Annotated in this window: 16 protein-coding genes; 12 read left to right on the forward strand and 4 right to left on the reverse strand. The window is 69.5% G+C overall.

All coding sequences use genetic code 11. The annotated features are described in order from the left end of the window. Positions 1 to 105: 105 nt before the first annotated feature. A complete protein-coding gene (locus ABZX37_RS46715; RefSeq protein ID WP_354750793.1) occupies positions 106 to 1197 on the reverse strand; it encodes a 3-deoxy-7-phosphoheptulonate synthase in 1092 nt (363 codons plus the stop codon). A gap of 291 nt (positions 1198 to 1488) precedes the next feature. Here ABZX37_RS46715 and ABZX37_RS46720 point away from each other — a divergent pair, with 291 nt between their 5' ends. From ABZX37_RS46720 to ABZX37_RS46730, 3 genes are all read left to right on the forward strand, one after another. Continuing rightward, positions 1489 to 2514: a 6-phosphofructokinase gene (locus tag ABZX37_RS46720; RefSeq protein WP_344267830.1), complete on the forward strand. Its 1026-nt coding sequence runs from the start codon at positions 1489 to 1491 to the stop codon at positions 2512 to 2514. Positions 2515 to 2596: 82 nt separating this feature from the next. Then, positions 2597 to 3871 carry a S41 family peptidase gene (locus tag ABZX37_RS46725; protein ID WP_354750794.1) on the forward strand — a complete coding sequence of 425 codons (1275 nt, stop codon included), beginning with the start codon at positions 2597 to 2599 and terminating at the stop codon, positions 3869 to 3871. Positions 3872 to 3880: 9 nt separating this feature from the next. Beyond that, positions 3881 to 4315 (forward strand): VOC family protein, encoded by a 435-nt coding sequence (locus ABZX37_RS46730; protein WP_354750795.1) that lies wholly within the window; start codon positions 3881 to 3883, stop codon positions 4313 to 4315. Positions 4316 to 4363: 48 nt separating this feature from the next. Here the strand turns inward: ABZX37_RS46730 and ABZX37_RS46735 are convergent, their stop codons facing one another. Beyond that, positions 4364 to 6106 carry a putative Ig domain-containing protein gene (locus tag ABZX37_RS46735; protein WP_354750796.1) on the reverse strand — a complete coding sequence of 581 codons (1743 nt, stop codon included), beginning with the start codon at positions 6104 to 6106 and terminating at the stop codon, positions 4364 to 4366. A 171-nt stretch (positions 6107 to 6277) separates the two neighbouring features. Between ABZX37_RS46735 and ABZX37_RS46740 the strand changes: the two genes are divergently transcribed. After that, on the forward strand, positions 6278 to 9094 hold the full coding sequence (locus ABZX37_RS46740) for an AAA family ATPase (RefSeq protein ID WP_354750797.1): 2817 nt from the start codon (positions 6278 to 6280) through the stop codon (positions 9092 to 9094). A gap of 17 nt (positions 9095 to 9111) precedes the next feature. Here the strand turns inward: ABZX37_RS46740 and ABZX37_RS46745 are convergent, their stop codons facing one another. Continuing rightward, the gene (locus ABZX37_RS46745; RefSeq protein ID WP_354750798.1) at positions 9112 to 10548 is read right to left on the reverse strand and encodes an aromatic amino acid ammonia-lyase; all 1437 of its coding nucleotides are present in this window, start codon (positions 10546 to 10548) and stop codon (positions 9112 to 9114) included. 10 nt (positions 10549 to 10558) lie between these two features. Next, positions 10559 to 10861, reverse strand: coding sequence for a metalloregulator ArsR/SmtB family transcription factor (locus ABZX37_RS46750; RefSeq protein WP_354750806.1), 303 nt, complete (start codon positions 10859 to 10861; stop codon positions 10559 to 10561). A 169-nt stretch (positions 10862 to 11030) separates the two neighbouring features. Between ABZX37_RS46750 and ABZX37_RS46755 the strand changes: the two genes are divergently transcribed. The 8 genes from ABZX37_RS46755 to ABZX37_RS46790 all read left to right on the forward strand — a co-directional run bounded on the left by ABZX37_RS46755 (position 11031) and on the right by ABZX37_RS46790 (position 20887). Next, positions 11031 to 12257: a glycoside hydrolase family 18 protein gene (locus ABZX37_RS46755; RefSeq protein ID WP_354750799.1), complete on the forward strand. Its 1227-nt coding sequence runs from the start codon at positions 11031 to 11033 to the stop codon at positions 12255 to 12257. 59 nt (positions 12258 to 12316) lie between these two features. Further along, on the forward strand, positions 12317 to 12982 hold the full coding sequence (locus tag ABZX37_RS46760; RefSeq protein ID WP_354750800.1) for a DUF2461 domain-containing protein: 666 nt from the start codon (positions 12317 to 12319) through the stop codon (positions 12980 to 12982). Between the two features lie 157 nt (positions 12983 to 13139). Beyond that, complete coding sequence (gene pyk / locus ABZX37_RS46765; RefSeq protein WP_354750801.1) at positions 13140 to 14564, forward strand: pyruvate kinase; 1425 nt, start codon at positions 13140 to 13142, stop codon at positions 14562 to 14564. A gap of 36 nt (positions 14565 to 14600) precedes the next feature. Then, positions 14601 to 15503, forward strand: coding sequence for an acyl-CoA thioesterase II (locus ABZX37_RS46770; protein WP_354750802.1), 903 nt, complete (start codon positions 14601 to 14603; stop codon positions 15501 to 15503). 426 nt (positions 15504 to 15929) lie between these two features. Further along, positions 15930 to 16829 (forward strand): helix-turn-helix transcriptional regulator, encoded by a 900-nt coding sequence (locus tag ABZX37_RS46775; RefSeq protein ID WP_354750803.1) that lies wholly within the window; start codon positions 15930 to 15932, stop codon positions 16827 to 16829. Positions 16830 to 16842: 13 nt separating this feature from the next. After that, positions 16843 to 17040, forward strand: a complete 198-nt coding sequence (locus ABZX37_RS46780; protein WP_037809881.1) for a DUF397 domain-containing protein — start codon at positions 16843 to 16845, stop codon at positions 17038 to 17040. Positions 17041 to 17225: 185 nt separating this feature from the next. Beyond that, positions 17226 to 17432, forward strand: coding sequence for a hypothetical protein (locus ABZX37_RS46785; protein WP_354750804.1), 207 nt, complete (start codon positions 17226 to 17228; stop codon positions 17430 to 17432). 443 nt (positions 17433 to 17875) lie between these two features. Next, positions 17876 to 20887 (forward strand): AAA family ATPase, encoded by a 3012-nt coding sequence (locus tag ABZX37_RS46790; protein ID WP_354750805.1) that lies wholly within the window; start codon positions 17876 to 17878, stop codon positions 20885 to 20887. The last annotated feature ends 191 nt before the right edge of the window (positions 20888 to 21078 follow it).

Genomic DNA, 21078 nt, shown 5'->3' on the forward strand with positions numbered 1-21078 from the left:
CCAATGTGGCATTGGGTGCGTGGGATGCACCCAATGTGGCGTTCGGTGCGTCAGATGCACCCAATGCCACATTGGGGCGCTGCGGACGGGCTCGGCGAGTGAGGGTTAGTGGCGGCGGGTGCGGACGGCGGTCGCCAGGGTGTCGAGCAGGTCTTCCGTCGTGTTCCAGTCCATGCAGGCGTCGGTGATGGACTGGCCGTAGGTCAGATCGCTCGCCTGGCCCAGCACCAGGTCTTGGCGTCCGGCTACCAGGTTGCTTTCCAGCATCAGGCCCGCGATTCCGCGTTCCCCGGCGGAGATCCGGCCGGCCAGGTCGCGGACGACCTCCGACTGGCGGACGTGGTCCTTGTTGCTGTTGCCGTGGCTCGCGTCGATCACCAGGCGTTCCGGCAGGCCGGATTTCGCCAGGCGGGCGAGGGTTTCCTCCACGCTGGCCGGGTCGTAGTTCGGGCCTGCGGAGCTGCCTCGCAGGATTACGTGGCAGTCCGGGTTTCCGGAGGTCGTCACCAGGGCGGCCAGGCCGTCCACGTTGATGCCGGGGAAGACATGCGAGGCAGCGGCGGCGCGGGTCGCGTCCACGGCTACCTGGATGTCGCCTTCCGTCGAGTTCTTGATGCCGACCGGCATGGACAGGGCGCTGCACAGTTGCCGGTGGACCTGGCTGGCCGCTGTACGGGCGCCGATTGAGCCCCAGGTGACGATGTCGGCGATGAACTGCGGGGTGATCGGGTCCAGGAACTCGCAGCCGACCGGGAGGCCCAGTTCGGAGACGTCGAGCAGGAGTTTCCGGGCCAGGCGCAGGCCCTTGTTGACGGCGAAGGTGCCGTCCAGGTCGGGGTCGTTGATCAGGCCCTTCCAGCCCAGCGTGGTGCGCGGCTTTTCGAAGTACACCCGCATCACGATGTGCAGGTCTTCGCGCAGAGTCTCGGCCTTGGCGGCCAGGCGGCGGGCGTAGTCGAGGGCGGCTTCGGGGTCGTGGACCGAGCACGGGCCGACGATCACCGCTAGCCGGTCGTCGCGGCCGTCGAGGATGTCGACGGTTTCCGTCCGGCCGTTTTGCACCACCTTCGCGACGGCTACGTCCACGGGATGGTCTTCGCGCAATAACGCGGGCGAGATGAGGGGACTGACCGAAGTGGTGCGGCGGTTGTCCAGGGTGCTCGCGTCGGCGGGGGCGGCGACGAGGGGGGTGTTCATGTGCGGGTGGTTCCTTCCTGGTGGACACCGACCCGCGGGAGAATTGCCGAGCCGGTTCTAGATCCGGCTCGGGGTGGAGGTCAGCGCAGGTTCACGCCGCCGTGCCCACCCGGGGCCGGCTTCGTAAACCAGAAATAGCGCTGCACGGCCCCAAGGTAACACACCGTTCAGACCGCCCCGCCCGGACCGGATTGGGCAGGTGGTCCGCCCTGCACCGATCCAGATGAAAGCCGCTACGCTGTCCGCGGACTGTGACTGCACTCTCCCTGCGAGGAAAGACGGAGGCAACAGATGCGTGTCGGTGTGCTGACGGGGGGCGGCGACTGCCCCGGCCTGAACGCGGTCATCCGCGCGGTGGTCCGCAAGGGCGTCGAAGTGCACGGCTGGGAGTTCGTCGGCTTCCGCAACGGCTGGCAGGGCCCGCTGACCGGCGACAGCCGGCCGCTCGGCCTCGCCGACGTCGAGGACATCCTCACCCGCGGGGGCACCATCCTGCGGTCGTCGCGGACGAACCCGTACAAGGTCGACGGCGGCGTCGACAAGATCCGCAAGGTGCTCGCCGACCAGGGCGTGGACGCGCTGGTCGCGATCGGCGGCGAGGACACCCTCGGCGTCGCCAAGCGGCTGACCGACGACGGCATCGGCGTCGTCGGCGTGCCCAAGACGATCGACAACGACCTCGGGGCCACCGACTACACGTTCGGCTTCGACACCGCGGTCTCCATCGCCACCGAGGCGATCGACCGGCTGCACACCACGGCCGAATCGCACCACCGCGCGCTCGTCATCGAGGTCATGGGGCGGCACGCGGGCTGGATCGCGCTGCACTCCGGCCTCGCCGGCGGCGCGAGCGTGATCCTGGTGCCGGAGCGGCAGTTCTCCGTCGACCAGGTCGTGCAGTGGGTCGAGCAGCGCTTCGAGAAGGAGTACGCGCCGATCATCGTCGTGGCCGAGGGCGCGCTGCCCGAGGGCGGCGAGGAGAAGCTGCTGACCGGCGAGAAGGACGCCTTCGGGCACGTCCGGCTCGGCGGCATCGGCAACTGGCTCGCCGACGAGATCACCGAGCGCACCGGCAAGGAATCGCGCGCGGTCGTGCTCGGCCACGTCCAGCGCGGCGGCACCCCGACCGCGTACGACCGGGTTCTCGCGACCCGCTTCGGCCTGCACGCGGTGGACGCGGTCGCCGACGGCGACTTCGGCGTGATGGTGGCGCTCAAGGGCACCGACATCGTCCGCGTGAAGCTGTCCGAGGCGACGGCTGAGCTGAAGACCGTTCCGCTGGAGCGGTACCAGGAAGCCGAAGTCTTCTTCGGCTGAGCCACGGGTAGGGGCAACCCCACCACGGTGCCGGGGGCGTGCGGTATTCCGCGCGCCCCCGGCTTTTTTCTACCCTCGGCTCGTGCGAATCTTCCTGGCGGGCTTGACGATGCTCTCGGTGGCCGCGGTTCCTCCCTCCACTGTGGACGGTGTGTGGCGGACGGACGGGTACGGGCAATTGGTCCAAGTGTCCGGCGGCAGGCTGACGACCTACGACGTCACCAAGGTCAGCTGCTTGCCCGGCACACTCTCCGGAACTGGCGACGGCACCAGGTTTTCGACCAACGAGGGCTCTGTCGTCACCATCCGCGCGGGCAGGATGAGTTTCGACGACAACCTGGGCGTGCGGTCGTTGCGCCGCGTCCCCGGCGGATTGCCGACTGAATGCCAGCGCCCGGCTGCCGACGTGTTCGACGTCTTCTGGCACACCTTCGCCGAGAACTACCCGTTCTTCCCAGCGAAAGGCGTCGACTGGAAGTCCGAAGGAGACGCAGCCCGCCGCGAGATCGCCGCGCATCCGGAACGGCTCTTCGACGTCCTTTGTGGACTGATCCGTCCGCTGCACGACGCTCATGTCGGCCTGCTCGCGGGGAGTCGGCATTGCTCGTCGCCCCGGCCCGGCACCCCGGATCTGGAAACGACCGCCCCGCGTGCGATGGCCGTCGCCGACGCGCATCTTCGCCCGCCGATCCGCCGCTGGGCCGACGGAGCCATCGTCTACTCCGATCTGCCGGAGGGTCGCGGATACCTGCGCATCAGCGGATTCCACGACTACGCCGACACTTTCGCCGCCAGCAGCAAGGTCCTGGCGACAGCGCTGGACCAGATCTTCACCGCCGACCGGGTGCACAATTTGCGCAGCCTGATCCTCGACCTGCGCGTCAACGGCGGCGGTGACGATCCGCTCGGCCTGCAGGTCGCCGCGCGGCTGACGGACGTCCCGCACTTCGCCTACGCCAAACGCGCCCGCAACGATCCCGATAATCCGGCGCGGTTCACCGCGGCGCAACCGTTCTTCGTGCAGCCCGCCGCGGCACCGCGCTACACCGGCCCGCTGACGATCCTGACCGGCAGCCTGGATGTTTCGGCGGGGGAGAACTTCCTGCAGGCACTGCTGAACCGGCATCCTCGGCCGGTCCTGATCGGACAGCCGACGCAAGGCGCCTTTTCGGACATGCTCGAGCGGACGTTGCCAAAGCAGGGATGGAAGGTGGTGCTGCCGAACGAGGAGTACCTCGACCCGCACGGCCGCACGTACGACGGCACCGGCATCAGCCCGGACATCGAGGTCCCGGTTTTCGCCCCGGACGACCTCGCCGCCGGGCGGGATCCGGCGCTGGCCGCCGCTCGCCGGTAAGGTGAGCGCATGGGGTCGGTCAAGCAGTTCCAGGTCACTTTCGATTGCGCGGAACCCGTGCGGGTCGCCCGTTTCTGGTGCGAGGTGCTGGGGTACGTCGAGCCGCCACCGCCGAAAGGGTTCGCCGACTGGGCCGAGTTCGACCGCACCCAGCCGCCCGAGGAGCAGGGCTCGTGGGCGGCCTGCGTCGACCCGAACGGGGTCGGACCGCGGCTGTACTTCCAGCGCGTGCCCGAAGGCCGCGTGGTGAAGAACCGCGTGCACCTCGACGTGCGCGTGGGCACTGGCTTGGTGGGCGAGGAGCGGCTGGCGGCCCTGAAGGCCGAGGCCGAACGGCTGGTGGCGCTGGGCGCGTCCATCGTGCAGGTGCTGGAGTCGGACGGCGTGAACGAGTCCTGCATCCCGATGCAGGACGTCGAGGGCAACGAGTTCTGCGTGGACTGAGAAAAGCCGCCGTGCCGCGGGACCCGCGGCACGGCGACTGTCGGATTCTCAGGAGACGGAAACGTGGGCCGGAGCGGTGAACGAGCCGCCCGACACCTGGTAGATCTGCGACACGGTGAGGCTGCCGCCGGCCGGGATGGCGTCCTGGCCGGTGATCACGACGTGCCCGGTCGACCCGGACGCGGTGCCCGGGTTCGTGTTCGACAGCGACTCGTTCGAGGCCAGGTCGAACGCCAGCGTCCAGCCGTTCGCCGCCGACGCGCCGCCGTTGGTGATCGTGAAGTGCGCGAAGGCGCCGAACCCGTAGTCGTAGTCGGTGGTGAACTTCGCGGTCAGCTTGCCCGCCGGGGCCGTCGTGACGGTCCAGGTGAACGGGGCCTGCGCGGTCGCCCCGGCGGAATCGGTGGCCGTCACGGTGACCTTGCTGGTGCCCTCGGCGCTCGGCGTGCCGGTGATGGAGCCGGTCTTGCCGTCGATGGCCAGCCCGGCCGGGAGGCCGTCCGCCGAGTACGTGTAGGGCGAGGTGCCGCCGGAAGCGCTGACCTTCAGCGAAACCGCCTTGCCCGCCACGCTGTTCTGGTTGCCCGGGTTGCTGACGCTCAGCTTGCCGTTGGTGCCGCCGCCCGGGGTGAGGCCGTTGACGCCGTGCGGGGTGCCGAGGCCGGTCGGGCCGTCCCAGCCGGTGCCCGCGTCGCAGATGACGGTGCCGCAGCTGCCGTTGCTGCCCGAGGTGACGTCGTTGAAGTCACCGGTGTGCGCGTACGGGTAGGTCGCGGCGTTGTCGCCGTCCTTCGGCGTTCCGGCGAGCGCCCAGATGCCGGCGACGATCGGGGTGGCGAGGCTGGTGCCGCCGTACTGCGACTGCTGGCCGTTGACGTAGATCGTGATGCCGCTGTTGGGATCCGCGTCCGCCGAAATGTCCGAAGTGGCCCGATTGTCGCACGCGGTGCTGATCCCGTTCTGGAACGCGGGCTTGCTGAACTTGCTCGAACAGCCGCTGCCCGCCTTGTTCCAGGCGGTTTCGGTGTAGCCGCCGCCGGACGCGGTCAGCGTGGTGCCGCCGACCGCAACCACCTCGGGCGAGGTGGCCGGGTATTCGGCCTGCGTGCCGCTTTCGCTGCCCCAGTCGCCGGTGGCGCCGAGGATGGCGACGCCAGGGTGGTTGTAGTGCTGCTCGGCGTCCGAGGGGATCGCGCTTTCGTGGTCGGCGTAGCTGTTGGACACGATCTTCGCGCCGAGCCGGACCGCGCTGTCGACGGCCGCTGCGAGGTCGCTGTCCTCGTTGCTGTTGCCTTCCACCAGCAGGATCTTGCAATCCGGGCAGAGCGCGCTGACCGCGTCGACGTCGATCGCCATCTCGGTCGCCCAGCCCGAGTCGGTCTTGGACGGCAGCGTGCTCGTGCCGTCCTGGCCGACCACGGTCAGGCAGCCGTTCGCCTTGGTGCAGGAGCCGAGGTTCCAGTGCGACCGGAAGTCGTTCAGGTCCTTCTCGATGCCGGGGTCGTCGAAGGCGTCGACGATCGCGACGGTGGTTCCGCCGCTCTTCAGCCCGGCGACGCCGTAGGCGTTCTGCAGATCGGTCGGGCTCATCGCGCTGGCCGGACGGGCGCCTGCCGAAACCAGTTGCACCGCCTGGCATTTCGCGTAGCCCTCGGGGGCGCTGGCGCACGACGCCGGGCTCAGCCGCGGGCTGGCGTCGGCGGCCGGGGTGAACGTCGCCGCCACGCCCGCTCCCAGCGCGAGCGCCGCACCGGCGGCGGCCAGCCGTCTCAAGGTCGTTCCTGCACGCATCATCGCGTCCTTCCTGGTACGCCGCTGCCCGGAAGACGGGCGAAAAGCGGTGCCGCCATTGGATTTCACCGAGGCGGTGCGGAACCAGGAACAACCGGCACAACCGGCTGTTGTGCCGGGAGGAGGAACCCGACCTTCGGAGGATGTTCGCCGGTCCCGGGGCGAGCGACCATGGAGCGGCGGGAGGTGCGGGACATGCCGGACGGCGCGACGGAAACGTTCGACCGGACGCTGGTCCGGTTGCGCCGGGCGGCCGGGCTGACGCAGGAACAACTGGCGCAGCGCTGCGGGCTGAGCACCCGCGGCGTGGGGAATCTCGAACGCGGGCAGCGGCATCCGCGGCGGGTCACCGTGCAACTCCTCGCCGACGGTCTCGCGCTGCCCGCGGACGGCCGTGCCGAACTCCTCGCGGCCGCCCGGCGCGGCAGGCAGCGTCCGCCGGACAACCCGGTCCCACCGTCTCGTCCGGCACCGGATCTCATCGGCCGCGTCGAGGAACACGCCTTGCTGGACAAGCACATTTCCGGCACAGGCAAGCCGTTTCTGGTCTTCGCCGGGCAGACCGGCATCGGCAAAACCCGGCTGCTGACTGAAGCCGCGACGCTGGCCGAAACCCGGGGCACGGCGGTGCTTTCGACGGCGTGCTCCCGGCACGGCGGGGAGCCGTACGCGCCGCTCTCCGAAGCCTTCGCCCGGCACGCGTCAGAGCACCCCACCGGACCCGGCTTGGCGTTCCTGCTGCCCGAACAACGCACCGCCGAACCGGCCCCGCCCCGCTGGCTGATGTTCGCCGAAGCCGCGCGGTTTCTCGACACGCTCGCGCGCCGGCATGGCGTGCTCGTGATCCTGGACGACCTCCAATGGGCCGGTCCGGACGGCCTCGCGCTGCTGGCTTCGCTGGTCCAGGACGTCCGGCCGGATCGGGTCCGTTTCCTCGCCGCCTACCGCGACACCGAGATCGCCGCGGCTGAGCCGTTGGCCGACACCCTGCTCGAGTTGTACCGGAAAGGCTTGCTGGCACAGCATTCCCTGGCTCCGCTGGCGGACGACGACGCGACGATGCTGTTGCACCACAGCGCCGGGACCGAGGTGGGGCAGTCCGCTCGCGAACGGGTGCTTCGGCTGGCTGGCGGTCTCCCGTTGTTCCTGGTCCACCTGGGACACGTACTGGGCAGATCCGGCAAACCACCCGCGGAACTGCCGTGGGGACTTGCGCACGCGGTGCGGCGGCAGCTCGGTTCGCTGCCCGAACGGACGGCCGAAGTGCTGACGCTGCTGGCGGTCGGACAGCAGCGGATGGACCCGGACGTCCTCGCCGCCGCTGCCGGGCTGGATCCCGCGGAGCTGTCCGAAGTCCTGGCACCCGCGCACACCGCGCGGCTGCTCGACGAAAACGCCGAGGGCGTCCGGCTGACCCACGAACTGGTCGCCGAGGTGATGAACGGAGACCTGCCGCCAAGCCGTCGGCATGTGCTGCACCGCAGACTGGCCGAAGCACTGGGCGGCGCGGCGGCGGCGTACCACTACACGCACGCACAGGACACCGAACGGGCCGCGCAAACCTTGCGGCACGCCGCGGAAAAAGCCAGCAGGCAAGCCGCCCACGACACGGCCGCCCAGCACCTGGGCGCGCTGGTCGATCTGCTGGACCGCACCGGTTCGCAGGCCGCTGTCGCCGAAGCCGCCGAAGCATGGGCGGACGCACTCGCCGCCGCTGGCCGTTACGACGCCGCGCTCGCCGCCGCCGAACGCGCGCTTTTAGTGTACCGCAAGGAAGGCGACGAGGAACGGCAACGCCTGGTGATCGCCCGGATCGGCTACCTGCACTACCAACGCGGCACCCCGCGCGAGGGACTGGCGCGGATCGCGCCGACGCTGACCGAGGACCGACCCGGCGGATCAGCCGTCCGGCTGCGGCTGGCTCGCGCCGCCAATCTCTACCAGAGCACGCGCTATCGAGAGTCCGTCGAGGTGTCCACCGCCGCGATCGTTGCCGCAGAAGCAGCAGGGGACGAGCACGGCCTCTCGGGCGGACACCTGCGCCGGGGCTTGGCATTGCGGCTGCTGGGCCGCAACGACGAAGCGCTGACTGATCTGCACACCGCCGCCGCCACCGCGGAACTGTGCGGCGACCGGGAGATCGTCGTCCGCGCACTGACCGGTGTCGCCGTGCTGCACCACTACCGCGGCGAACTGGCCCGAGCCGACCGGCAGTTCGAGCGGATCTTCCGGCTGGCCGAGGAACTAGGCGACCGGGAACTGCTCAGCCGAGCCGTCTGCAACCTCGGCGCGAGCGCGGTCTACGTCGGCCGCTGGGGCGACGCTTTGCGGCGGTTCAGCCAGGCGCTGGAACTCGCGGGCCACGGCAGGTCTCCCATGTGCGGCGCGATGGCCCTCATCGGCCGGGGTGCGTTGTGGTCAGCCTGCGGCCGCTTCGGCGCGGCAGCCGACGATCTGACTCAAGTGATTCGGCTGGGGCGGGAAAGCGACAATGCCGACATCATCTGCAACGCGTCCGCTCAACTGGCGGAGAACGACGTGCGTGCTGGGCGTCCTGAGCGAGGAGTGCGCCGGTTGCTGCCGTTGCTCGCGATGCAGGGGGAGCGGAGTTGGCAGATGACGGACGCGCTGCCTTTCCTCGCCGAGGCGCAACTGGCGGCTGGAGATCCGGTTGCCGCTGGGGAGACTGCGGCGGAGGCTGTGGCTTGTACTGAGCACATTGATCATATCCTTGCCCGCACGGATGCGTTTCGGGTGCAGGGTCTTGCCGCGTTGCGCCGCGGATCCTTTGTCTTGGCAGAGGAAAGCCTCGGGGAAGCACACGTGCTGGCAAAAAGGATGACTTCACCGTACTTGCTCGCTCGGGTTCACGCAGCGCACGCTGGTTTGCTGGAGCGGCGCGGCGATAGCGTTGCTGCAGCTCGGGATCGAGCGCGCGCGGAGGAACTGTTCGCGGCTTTGCGGCGGGACGTGCTGGCCGGCGACTGAGTGTCCACTGTGGTCAGTCAGATCCGCGCCAGCTCGTCCAGAACCCCGGCCGCTTTCGCGATGTCCTCAGTCAACGGCCGATCCTCCAGCCGCTCATCCAACACCCCCACTGCAGCCGCGAAAGCCGCTCGCACCGGCAGATCCACCAGCTCCGCCTTCCGGATCCGCAACGCCCGCACCGCGGCCACCAGCTCGCAAGCCAGCACCTGCCGATAAGCAGCTGCGGCCGCCGTAGCAGCTCGCGCGGCCTGGGTCGAAAAACTCGCGTGATCCTCAATCCCGCGCGAAACCACAGCAGTCCCCAGCGTCGCAGGCAAGGCCGCCTGCCGCAGTTCGGTGAGCGCGTCGTGCGCCACGTACTCCAGAATCATCACCCCGGAACTCCCCGGCGGCCCGACCGCGAGAAACGGCCGCAAGCCAGTGAATTCCGGTTCCACGAGATCACCCAACCGAGCCACGGACAGCTCCGCCACCTGATGCACAGTCGCGCGGGCTTGATCGAGCGCAGTCGAGACGTACGCGGTGTGGAAGTGCGCATGGTGGTAAGCATCGCCGTGCACCGTAGAGATCATCGGATTTTCCGTGCTGGCATTGATCTCCACGGCAAGCACATCCCGCAGATAGTGGATCGCGTCCAAAGCGGGACCTTGCACCTGAGGAAAAGCACGCAACCCGAAGGGATCCTGAAGCCGACGCCCCGGCTTAGGCGTGCCGTGCATGCCCAACAGCCGACGCATCTCAGCCGCACAAGCCACCTGCCCCGCGTGCGGACGTGCTTCGTGCACAGGCGTCGCGTACGCCTCGGGGTTGCCGTCGAGAGCCACGTACGTGAGGGCTGCGACGGCGTGGCTCGCGCGGGTGAGCGTGTCCAGGCTCATCGCGGCGAGAGTCGCTTCGGCGAGCGTCGCGGCGTTGCTGCTCATGAACGCCAAGGCATCGCCCGCATGCACCGGAACCGGTGGCACCGCGCCGATCGCCCAATCGCGTTCACCGGCCAACGCGAGCGCGGTTTCCGCGAGCGGGGCGAGGTCGCCGGTGCCGATCGCGCCCAATCGGTGCACCACCGGCAGCGCGCCAGTGCGCACGGCCTCGGCGAGCGCATTGATCAGCTCCGGGCTGATTCCGGACCCGCCGGTCAGCAGCTGGTTGAGCCGGATCAGCAGCATCGCGCGGATCTGGCCGTCCGGCAGCAGGTCGCCGCTGCCGCCGGCGTGGCTGCGCAGCAACCGGAGGCCGTGCTCGGCGGGTTCGTCCACCGCGTCGTCCTTGTTCGCGCCGACGCCGGTGGTGCGGCCGTAGACCACTCGCCGGGTGCTCAGGTCCTCGGCCAGCTTCCACGAATGCTCGGCGGCGCGCATCGCGGCGATGGACACGTCGATCGCCAGCGGGCCTTCGGTGTGCGCCGCCGCGACCACGTCGGCGCACCGCAGGGTCCGGCCGTCCACTCGGATCACGGGGTGCTCCTCACTCGGTTTCGTCCAGCCGCTGTTCGAGCGCGTCGAGCCGGTCCGCCCAGAACTGCCGGTAGGGCGCGAGCCACGCGTCCACTTCGGCCAGCGGTTCGGCGCGCAGCCGGTAGCAGCGGCGCTGCGCGGACACCCGCACGGTCACCAGCCCCGCCTCGCGCAGCACGCGCAGGTGCTTGGACACGGCGGGCTGGCTGAGCCGCAGTTCGGCCACCAGCTCGCCGACCGACCGCTCGCCCTGCAGCAGCAGGTCCAGCAGCGCGCGGCGGCGGGGTTCGGCCAGCACGTCGAAGGTCTGCATCACCCCGGAAATCTGCCTCGCGGGGCATATGCCTGTCAAGGAATGCGAGTACCGCCGAATGTCCGTTTTATGGTCTAAACCATTGACCTGGTGGTCTAGTCCACTTACGGTGCATTCGTCCCCACCGTTACCGCTTCGTCACCGACGGTGACTCCTGAAGGGAGCAACGATGCTTCGCTTGCGCAGAAAACGCCTGCTGGCACTGGCCGGCCTGGCAACCGCGGCGTTCGCCGCCGCGGCCGCGCTCGTCCCCGCCGCTTCGACGGCCGCGCCCGCGAGAACCGAGGCCGCGGCCGGAAAAGTGGTCGGCTACTTCACCGACTGGGGCATCTACGACCGCAACTACCACGTGAAGAACATCGAGACGTCCGGCTCGGCGAACAAGCTCACGCACATCAACTTCGCCTTCGGCAACGTCACCGGCGGCGGCTGCGCGATCGGCGACGCGTGGGCCGACTACCAGAAGACCTACGACGCGGCGGGCAGCGTCGACGGCGTCGCCGACACCTGGGACCAGCCGCTCGCGGGCAGTTTCAACCAGCTCAAGAAGCTGAAGGCCAAGCACCCCGGGCTGAAGATCATCTGGTCGTTCGGCGGCTGGACCTGGTCCGGCGGCTTCGGGCAGGCCGCGAAGAACCCGGAAGCCTTCGCCAACTCCTGCTACAACCTCGTCAACGACAAGCGCTGGGCCGGGCTGTTCGACGGCATCGACCTCGACTGGGAGTACCCGAACGCGTGCGGTCTCACCTGTGACACCAGCGGTCCCGACGCGCTGAAGAAGCTGCTCGCGGCCGTGCGAGGCAAGTTCGGCTCGTCGAAGCTCGTCACCGCCGCGATCACCGCGGACGGCAGCAACGGCGGCAAGCTCGACGCGACCGATTACGCGGGCGCCGCGCAGTACGTCGACTGGTACAACGTGATGACGTACGACTTCTTCGGCGGCTGGGCCGCGCAGGGACCGACCGCGCCGCACTCGCCGCTCACGTCGTACAACGGCCTGCCGACGCAGGGCTTCTACTCGGACGCGGCCATCCAGAAGCTCAAGACCAAGGGCGTCCCGTCCTCGAAACTGTTGCTGGGCATCGGGTTCTACGGCCGCGGCTGGACCGGCGTCACGCAGAGCGCGCCGGGCGGCACCGCGACCGGACCGGCTCCGGGCAAGTACGAACAGGGCATCGAGGACTACAAGATCCTCAAGACGAGCTGCCCGGCGACCGGAACCGTCGCGGGCACCGCGTACGCCAAGTGTGGTTCGAACTGGTGGAGCTACGACACCCCGTCGACCATCGCGGGCAAGACGTCGTACGCGCGGTCGCAGGGCCTCGGCGGCACCTTCTTCTGGGAGCTGTCCGGCGACACCTCGAACGGCGAGCTGATCACGGCACTCGCCAAGTAGCCCCGCCCGATGCGGCCGGGGCGCCGATTCTGTCGGCGCCCCGGTTTATCGTGCTGCGGGTGAAGTTCAGCGGATTCGGGGAGCACGCCGTCGAGTTCTACGACGGGCTGCTCGCGGACAACACCAAGGCCTATTGGGACGACAACGTGGCGGTCTACAAGGAGCACGTGCGGGCTCCGATGGAGGCGCTGCTGGCCGAGCTGGAGCCCGAGTTCGGCGCGGGGTTCGGCGAGGCGAAGGTGTTCCGGCCGTATCGCGACGTCCGGTTCGCCAAGGACAAGACGCCGTACAAGACCCACTGCGGCGGGGTGATCGAGTCCGGCCGCGGCGGGGGAGCGTATTACGTCGAGGTCGGCCCGGTCGGGCTGCGCGTCGGCGGCGGCTGCTTCCACCTGGCCTCGGACCAGCTGGCCCGATACCGCACGGCCGTCGACACCGAACTGCACGGGCCCGCGCTGGAGAAAATCCTGGCGGGCCTGCGCAAGGCGGGCTGGGAAATTCTCGGCGACCGGCTGAAGTCCAAACCGCGCGGGTTCGCCGAGGACCATCCGCGCCTCGACCTGCTGCGGCACCGTTCGGTGTACGCCGTCCGCGTCTGGGAGCCGGACGACTTCCTGCACGAGCGCGAGACCTTCGACCGGGTGCGGAAATCGTGGCGTCAGCTGCGGAAATTCAACGAATGGGCACGCGACCACGTGGGTCCGAGCGAGAAACCGCGGCGCTGAGTCCGGCCTCCCCCGTCCGGGTGATTCCGGGCGCCCGGGTGCGGCGCGGTCGCCCAGCGCACGCCGGTGCCCGGAACTGAATCCTTCCCGCGTTCCGGGGCCGGAACTTCGGGATCGGTACAGACGGGAGCGGCCCGAGCGACTAGGCTCTCCGGACGTGAGCCGACGCGCGAAGATCGTTTGTACATTGGGTCCCGCGACCTCCACGCCGGAGAAGATGCGGGCACTCGTCGACGCCGGGATGGACGTCGCGAGGATGAACTTCAGCCACGGCAGCCACAGCGACCACAAGCAGGTCTACGACCTGGTCCGGTCCGCGGCCGCCGAAAGTGGCCGGGCGGTGGGGATCCTCGCCGACCTGCAAGGACCGAAGATCCGGCTGGGCACCTTCGCCAGCGGATCGGCGGAATGGCACACCGGGGACGTCGTCCGGATCACCGTCGAGGACGTCGCCGGCACCCACGACCGGGTTTCGACCACCTACAAGGGACTCGCCCGCGACGCCAAGCCGGGTGACCGGCTGCTGGTCGACGACGGCAAGGTCGGCCTGGTGGTCAAGGACGTCGAGGGCCCGGACGTCGTGTGCGAGGTGACCGAGGGCGGCCCGGTCAGCAACAACAAGGGCGTGTCGCTGCCCGGGATGGACGTCTCGGTGCCCGCGCTGTCCGAGAAGGACATCGAGGACCTGGAGTTCGCGCTGCACCTCGGCGTCGACTTCATCGCGCTGTCCTTCGTGCGCTCGCCCGCCGACATCGACCTCGTGCACCAGGTCATGGACCGCGTGGGCAAGGGACGCCTCCCGGTCGTGGCGAAGATCGAGAAGCCCGAGGCGGTCTACAACCTCGAGGCCATCGTGCTGGCCTTCGACGCGGTGATGGTCGCCCGCGGCGACCTCGGCGTCGAGCTGCCGCTCGAGCAGGTCCCGCTGGTGCAGAAGCGCGCCATCCAGATCTGCCGCGAGAACGCGAAGCCGGTCATCGTCGCCACGCAGATGCTGGAATCGATGATCAACAACTCCCGCCCGACCCGCGCCGAGGCGTCCGACGTCGCGAACGCGGTCCTCGACGGCGCGGACGCGGTGATGCTGTCCGGCGAGACGAGCGTCGGCCGGTACCCGATCGAAACGGTCCAGACGATGGGCCGGATCGTCGAGGCCGTCGAGACGGATTCGCCGGTCGTGCCGCCGCTGTCGCACGTGCCGCGCACCAAGCGGGGCGTCATCTCCTACGCCGCCCGCGACATCGGCGAGCGGCTCAACGCCAAGGCGCTGGTCGCGTTCACGCAGTCCGGCGACACCGTGCGCCGCCTCGCGCGGCTGCACACGCGGCTGCCGCTGATGGCGTTCACGCCGGAGCAGAGCGTCCGCAGCCAGCTGGCGCTCACCTGGGGCACCACGACGCAGATCGTGCCCCGGGTGGACTCCACCGACCAGATGATCCAGCAGGTCGACCACGCGATGCTCGAAATGGGCAAGTACCAGCGCGGCGACCTCGTGGTGATCGTCGCCGGCTCCCCGCCCGGGACCGTCGGGTCGACCAACCTGATCCACGTCCACCGGCTCGGTGAAGACGACCACGCATAAGGGACGTGCCGGAACCCTGGCACATAAGGTTCCGGCATGACTGAGATGGCCAGGGAAGCCGCCACCGGACTCGACGCGAGCACCGGTGGCGGCGGGCAGCCGGTGCTGGACAAGCTCGTCGCGCTGCTGGACCTGGAGAAGATCGAAGAGAACATCTACCGCGGCGTCTCGCCCGCGCACTCGCCGGTGCGCGTGTTCGGCGGGCAGGTCGCCGGGCAGGCGCTCGTCGCGGCGGGCCGGACCGTCCCGGAGGAGCGGCGGGTCCATTCGCTGCACGCGTACTTCATCCGCGGCGGCGACCCGAGCGTCCCGATCGTGTACGAGGTGGACCGCATCCGCGACGGCCGCTCGTTCACCACCCGGCGCGTGGTCGCGGTCCAGCACGGCAAGGCGATTTTCTCGCTGTCCGCGTCGTTCCAGAAGGACGAGCCGGGCATCGACCACGCCGAGCCGATGCCGGCGGACGTGCCCGCCCCGGAGACGCTGCCGACCTTCCCCGAGCTGACCGCGGGCTACGGCCTGCGCTTCAGCGAGGTCCCGCGGCCGATCGACATCCGCTACATCGGCGAGCCGCCGTGGGTCACCCGCACCACCGGCGAACGCCCGACGCACCACCGGGTCTGGATGCGCGCCGACGGAACCCTGGCCGACAACCAGCTGCTGCACGTCTGCGTGCTCGCTTACGCCTCGGACATGACACTGCTCGACTCGGTGCTCGCGCGGCACGGCGTGTACTGGGACGTCGACAAGGTGCTCGGCGCGAGCCTCGACCACGCGTTGTGGTTCCACCGTCCGTTCCGGGCGGACGAGTGGTTCCTTTACGACAGCACGTCGCCGAGCGCCTCGGGCGCGCGCGGGCTGGCCACCGGACGGTTCTTCACCCGCGACGGCCTGCACGTCGCGACCGTGGTCCAAGAAGGACTGCTGCGGGTCCGATAAGGACATCCGGCCCGTCGATGACCACTCAGAGTGGCTGTCTGCGGAGGAAAACGCCGAAAACTGTCGTGCGGGCAACGCGAAATTGCGCGGGAAACACGTTTGGGTAATACCTGTGCGGCGAAGGAAGGTGCCCGGGACCGGTCGGGGGTCGGCCCCGGACACCACGTCATCCGGTTTTCGCGGTAGCCGCGAATGGCCCCGGACGGCCGTCGTCTACGCTGCTCAGGGCTGTCGGCGCGACTGGATTCGCGTCTCGGCCCGCAGGATGCCAGAGTACAAGCGCACTCTGCACAATGCAGGTCGGAACCAGGTGTCGGCATCTCCCGGAGCGACGGCGGGAATTCCCCGATGTGATTACTCCACTGACAAGTCGATCACCTGGTTAGATATGCGGTGCGGGAACAAATACGGACCGGAGGTGCTGCCGTGGCGAGAGGCCAGGGACCGACCGTTCGCCGCCGGCGCCTCGCGAGCGAGCTGCGGAGGCTGCGCGAAGCCGCCGATCTCACCATCGACGAGGTCGGCGAGAAGCTGGAGTGCTCGGCGTCCAAGGTGAGCCGCATCGAGACCGGCCACGTCGGCGTCACCCCGCGCGACGCGAGGGACATGCTCGCGCTGTACGGCATCACCGGCGACGAGCAGGAGGCGCTCGTCCAGCTCGCGCGCGAAGCGCGCAAACGCGGCTGGTGGCACGCCTACAACGAAGTCTTCACCGGCACCTTCGTCGGCCTCGAAGCCGACGCGAGTTCGCTGCGCGCGTTCCAGGCGCTGCTGGTTCCGGGGTTGCTGCAGACCGAGCGCTACGCGTTCTCGGTGATCCGCGCGCTGCGCCCGGACGCCGAGGAGTCCGAGACCCGCCGCCGGGTCGCCGCGCGGATGGCGCGCCAGCAGCTGCTGACCGACGACCCGCCGGTCGAGTACTGGGCGGTGATCGACGAGGCGGTGCTGCACCGCGTCGTCGACAGCGCCGAGGTGATGGCCGAACAGCTGTACCGGATGAGCGCGATGGCCGAGAAGCCGAACGTGACCGTCCAGGTGGTGCCGTTCGGAGCCGGGGCGCATCCCGGCATGGAGGGACCGTTCCTCATCATGGGCTTCCCCGAGCAGGCCGATCCCGACGTGGTCTACGTCGACGACAGCACTTCCAGCGGCCTGTACCTCGAACAGCCCGACGACGTCCGGCGCTACGCGCTGATGTTCGACCACCTGCGCGCAGCAGCGCTGAAACCGGACGATTCGGTGGCTCTGATCACCGACGCGGCCGGCCGGTTCGCCGAACAGGCCGCCGTGGTTCAGGAACCGAGGAACACCAACCCGAGACAGTGAGGATGTGGGGACCATGATGGCCGACCTTTCCGGTGCCCAGTGGCGCAAGAGCAGCTACAGCGGCGGCGGCAACGACTGCGTCGAGGTCGCCTTCGTCGCGGGCGGAGCCGCGGTGCGCGACTCCAAAGACCCGGAAGGCGGAGCGTTCCGCCTGCCCGCCGCCGGCTGGCAGGCGCTGCTGGACGCGGTGCGCGGCCAGGGACAGGCTTGACCCGTTCGCCCGGCTGATCGCTGCACTAAGACCCCTTACCCCGCTCGACCTGGACTTCCTTAGGCGAGAGCGCGGGTAAGGGGTCTTTTCGCGTCCGGGTGTAGGCGATCACCTGATGTCCGGGGCGGGCCCTCAGCACGAAAGTGGTCTTCGTCAAGGAACCACGAACCGCTGGGGAGAATCCGATGAGCGACTACAACTGGGACGCCACCCGCGCCGAGGTGGACTACCGGATGGCCGAACTGCGCCGCGCCGCCCGCCAGGCCCGCATGAGCCGCGGCAACCGCGTGGTCCGCTGGGTGCGCGCACACCGCGTCACGAACGTCGAGGTGCCTCGCCAGCAAAGGCGGACGGCGACGGTACCGGAGGCCCGGGCGCGACATAGCGCATGAGCCCCGGGCCCGGGTCGGGGACGGTAAGGGGGTCGGGCGGGGCGGCAGGCCGGAACACGGTTTCCGGGCGGCCGCTCCGCCCGCCGGATCCGGTCTCGCTGTGCCGCCCGGCGCCGCTGCTTTGCCCGTCGGACGCACCCCGTCCGCGACGCCCGCCAGGAGAAGCTCCCGCAGAGGTCCGTGAAGGGAACCCTGCGGGAATCAGAGTCCCTCAGGGTTCCCCTCACGGACCTCTCCCAAGCACCGTCGCGAGCTAAGCGGCGGCCTGCTTCACCCAGGAACTTGCCGCGGCCCGCGCGCCGATCGGTCCCCGGAGCACCGGCCGGACCGGTTCCGAAGAGACGCGGCGGGGCGCCCTTCGTCCGCCGATCGGACGGAGATCACTGGCCGAACCGGCCGCCACGAGGAAATCCATGTCGGAACTGTCGGGGGTGTAGGTGAGAATGCATCTCGTGCCTCGTCTCGGTTCCGGTATCCCGCTCGTCGCCCGCACGCAAGAGATGCGGCGGCTGCGAGCGGCCTTCGCGCGCGCAGAACGCGGAGAAGCAGGTGCGGTGCTCATCGCGGGCGACGCCGGGGTCGGCAAAACCCGCCTGCTCACCGCGCTCGGGGAGCACGTCGCCGGCTGCGGCGGGCTCGTGCTCACCGGCCGGTGCATCGACGTGCGCGACGGCGGTCTGCCTTATCTGCCGTTCGCCGAGGCGCTGGCTCCGCTGGGCTCGTCGGCCGATCCCGCGGTTTCGGCGGCGGTGCGGGCGCGGTCCGCGCTGGGGATGCTGCTGCCCCAAGGCGGCGATCCGCAGCCCGCGGCCACCGGCGACCACGGGCAGGTGTCCGAAGGGGAGCGCGAGGGCGTCCGCCGGGTGCGGCCTGAGCAGGACCTGGGTCAGCTCCAGCTGTTCGACGCGGTACTGGGGGTGCTGACCGAGGTCGGCCAGGAGCAGCCGGTGGTCGTCCTGCTCGAAGACCTGCACTGGGCGGATTCCTCCACCCGCAACCTGCTGTCCTTCCTGCTCAGCCGCCTGCGCGCGCAGCGGCTGCTGGTCGTCGGCAGCTATCGCGAGGAGGACGTCCACCGCAGGCATCCGCTGCGGGGTCTGCTGTCCGAACTGGTCCGGCTGAACACCGTCGAACAGGTCGCGCTGGCTCCGTTCGGACCGGCCGACGCGCGCGCGTTCGTCGCGGCGCTCGCCGAAGAACCGCTGTCGCCGGACGTGGTCGCGGACATCGCCGAACGGTCCGAGGGCAACCCGTTCTTCGTCGAGGAACTCCTTGCCACGGGAGCGGACTGCCAAGATCTCCCCGCCGGGCTCGCCGAAGTCCTCCTCGCCCGGCTGGAACGTTTCCCCGCCGAGACGCGCCGGGTTCTCCGGGTCATCTCGGTCGCCAACGAATCGGTCTCGCACGCCGCCCTCGCGCAAGTCGCGGGCATCGGGGACCTGGAGCTGGACGAGGCTCTGCGGGAAGCCGTGCAGCACCACGTCCTTGTCATCGAGGACGGTTTCTACACTTTCCGCCACGCTTTGCTGCAGGAAGCGGTCTACGCGGACCTGCTTCCCGGCGAGCGCACGCGGATGCACGCCGGATACGCGGCGCGGATCAAGTCGATGCCGCAGGGCCGCGGCCACGACGCGAAGCTGGCCTTCCACAGCCTGGAAAGCCGGGACTTCGACACTGCCCTGTCCGCGTTGCTCCGCGCCGCCGACGAAGCGGAAAAGCTCGGCGCGCCCGGTGCGGCGCTGCGGCACATCGAGCAAGCACAGTCCATTTGGGACGCCGTGGCTCCGGAAAACCGTCCCGACGGCGTCAACGAGTTGAAGCTGCTCAGCGAGGCCTCGTACTTCGCTGGCACTTCCGGCGAGCCAGAGCGTGCGGTGGCGTACGCGCGGTCAGCTACCGAAGCCCTCAAACCGGACGCGTCGCCTGAGCATGCGGCGAAGGTCTGGCGTCGGCTGGCCGAAACGCTGCTCACGCTGGAAGGCACGTTCGACGAGGCGGTCCGCGCGATCGAGCGGGCTTGGGAGCTGGTTGCCGAGCGGGAACCTAGCGGTGCACGCGCGTGGGTGCTGGCTTCCCGTGCTGGGTTCCAGCGGCTGCGAGACCAGCACGCCGAGGCGTTGGCCAGTGCGCATACCGCGGTTGCCGACGCGCGCGCCGTTGGCGCGGTCGGGGCTGAGGCGTCGGCGCTCGTCACGCTCGGCACGTTGGCCGATAGCGCGGGCGACGCTGGCGAGGCCCGCGAGCGCTTGCGGGAAGCCGAACAGAAGGCGCACGACGCGGGTGCGTTGAACGTCGAGATTCGCGCGATGTACTTCCTCGCCCTCAGCTACGACGACCAAGCCGAGATGGACCTGGCGCTTGCGCATGCCGCACGCGGCGTCGCACGGGCTGAGGAAACCGGACTTACCTGGAGTACGTACGGGTTGGAGTTGCGGGCCCGGTTGCTCTACTTGCGTTACCTCAGCGGGGATTGGCCGAAGGAGGACGCTGCCGGGCGCGCGCGCCGAGGCGTGTCCAGTGCGGTCGCTGCTCGGATCTTGGCCAATTGGGTGCTGTTCCTGGTGGGGCGCGGGCGGTTCGCGGACGCGGCCAAGGCGTTGCCCGGGCTTCGGCAGCAGTGGATGGCGGATCTGCAGATCGCGATGGCGGCTGGGGACGCCGCGATTGAGCTGGCCGCTTGGCGCGGAGAGCATTCCGAGGCGTTGCGGATCACTGACGAGTTGGTGTTGTGGCTGGAGAAGGCCGAGTCCGCGCTGTTGGGCGGGATTCGGATCGTGGCGTTGGCGATTCCGTCCGCCGCCGCGTTGGCTGCTGAGGCTCGGGCCAAGGGGGATCAGGCCGCGGCGGACGGTTTTGCGGCTGTCGGGCGCCGGCTTGTGGCGCATGGGCGGCGGTGCGCTGCTGAGGGGCATCCGCGTTCCGGGACTATGGGACCGGAGGGGCGGGCTTGGCTGGCGCGGATGGAGGCCGCCGCGTCTGCGTTGGAGGGGCCCGCGGATCCGGATCTTTGGGCGGACGCGGCTGAGGCCTTTTCGTACGGGGCCGTTTACGAGCAGGCGGTTTGTCGGTGGCGGCAAGGGGAGGCGTTGCTGGCTGCCGGACGGGCTGGGGCGGCCGAGGCGTTGGAGGCTGCGCATTCGGTCGCGGTGAAGCTGGATGCTGTTCCGTTGCGGGATGCGGTTCGGGAATTGGCGCATCGGGCCCGGGTGGAGTTGTCCGGTGTCGAGGCTGTGCCTGCCCGACCGCAGCTGAACCCCTTGACCGATCGGGAGCGAGACGTGCTGGAGCGGGTTGCGCTGGGGCGGACTAATCGGCAGGTGGGGGAGGAGCTGTACATCTCCGAGAAGACGGTGAGTGTGCATCTGTCTCGGGTGATGGCGAAGTTGGGGGCTAGTCGGCGGGCTGAGGCTGTCGCTATTGCTTATGACCGGGGGTTGCTTACTGTTCCTGACTGAGGTGGGTGGCTCGTCGCCTGGCGGCGACATCGGCCCTGGCGTGCGTGGGGCACCCCGAAGCTTGATTGTGCTGACGGTCTGGGGTTGCTTGTCAAGGCGGGAAAGATGCCTTGACAAGCAACCCCAGACCGCAGGGAGGCTTCGTATCGGGGTGCAGGGCGGGGGGGGGGTGCCTCGATAGCTGGGTGGGC

It is taken from the genome of Amycolatopsis sp. NPDC004079 (genome assembly GCF_040610415.1).
Lineage (GTDB): Bacteria > Actinomycetota > Actinomycetes > Mycobacteriales > Pseudonocardiaceae > Amycolatopsis > Amycolatopsis halotolerans.

Bases quoted from the DNA above. Each gene is read 5' to 3' on its own strand.
- ABZX37_RS46770 (WP_354750802.1), top strand. From the start codon at position 14,601: ATGACTGAGATGGCCAGGGAAGCCGCCACCGGACTCGACGCGAGCACC.
- ABZX37_RS46750 (WP_354750806.1), bottom strand. From the start codon at position 10,861: ATGCAGACCTTCGACGTGCTGGCCGAACCCCGCCGCCGCGCGCTGCTG.
- ABZX37_RS46720 (WP_344267830.1), top strand. From the start codon at position 1,489: ATGCGTGTCGGTGTGCTGACGGGGGGCGGCGACTGCCCCGGCCTGAAC.
- ABZX37_RS46735 (WP_354750796.1), bottom strand. From the start codon at position 6,106: ATGCGTGCAGGAACGACCTTGAGACGGCTGGCCGCCGCCGGTGCGGCG.
- ABZX37_RS46755 (WP_354750799.1), top strand. From the start codon at position 11,031: ATGCTTCGCTTGCGCAGAAAACGCCTGCTGGCACTGGCCGGCCTGGCA.
- ABZX37_RS46785 (WP_354750804.1), top strand. From the start codon at position 17,226: ATGAGCGACTACAACTGGGACGCCACCCGCGCCGAGGTGGACTACCGG.
- ABZX37_RS46790 (WP_354750805.1), top strand. From the start codon at position 17,876: ATGCATCTCGTGCCTCGTCTCGGTTCCGGTATCCCGCTCGTCGCCCGC.
- ABZX37_RS46730 (WP_354750795.1), top strand. From the start codon at position 3,881: ATGGGGTCGGTCAAGCAGTTCCAGGTCACTTTCGATTGCGCGGAACCC.
- ABZX37_RS46780 (WP_037809881.1), top strand. From the start codon at position 16,843: ATGATGGCCGACCTTTCCGGTGCCCAGTGGCGCAAGAGCAGCTACAGC.
- ABZX37_RS46740 (WP_354750797.1), top strand. From the start codon at position 6,278: ATGGAGCGGCGGGAGGTGCGGGACATGCCGGACGGCGCGACGGAAACG.
- ABZX37_RS46715 (WP_354750793.1), bottom strand. From the start codon at position 1,197: ATGAACACCCCCCTCGTCGCCGCCCCCGCCGACGCGAGCACCCTGGAC.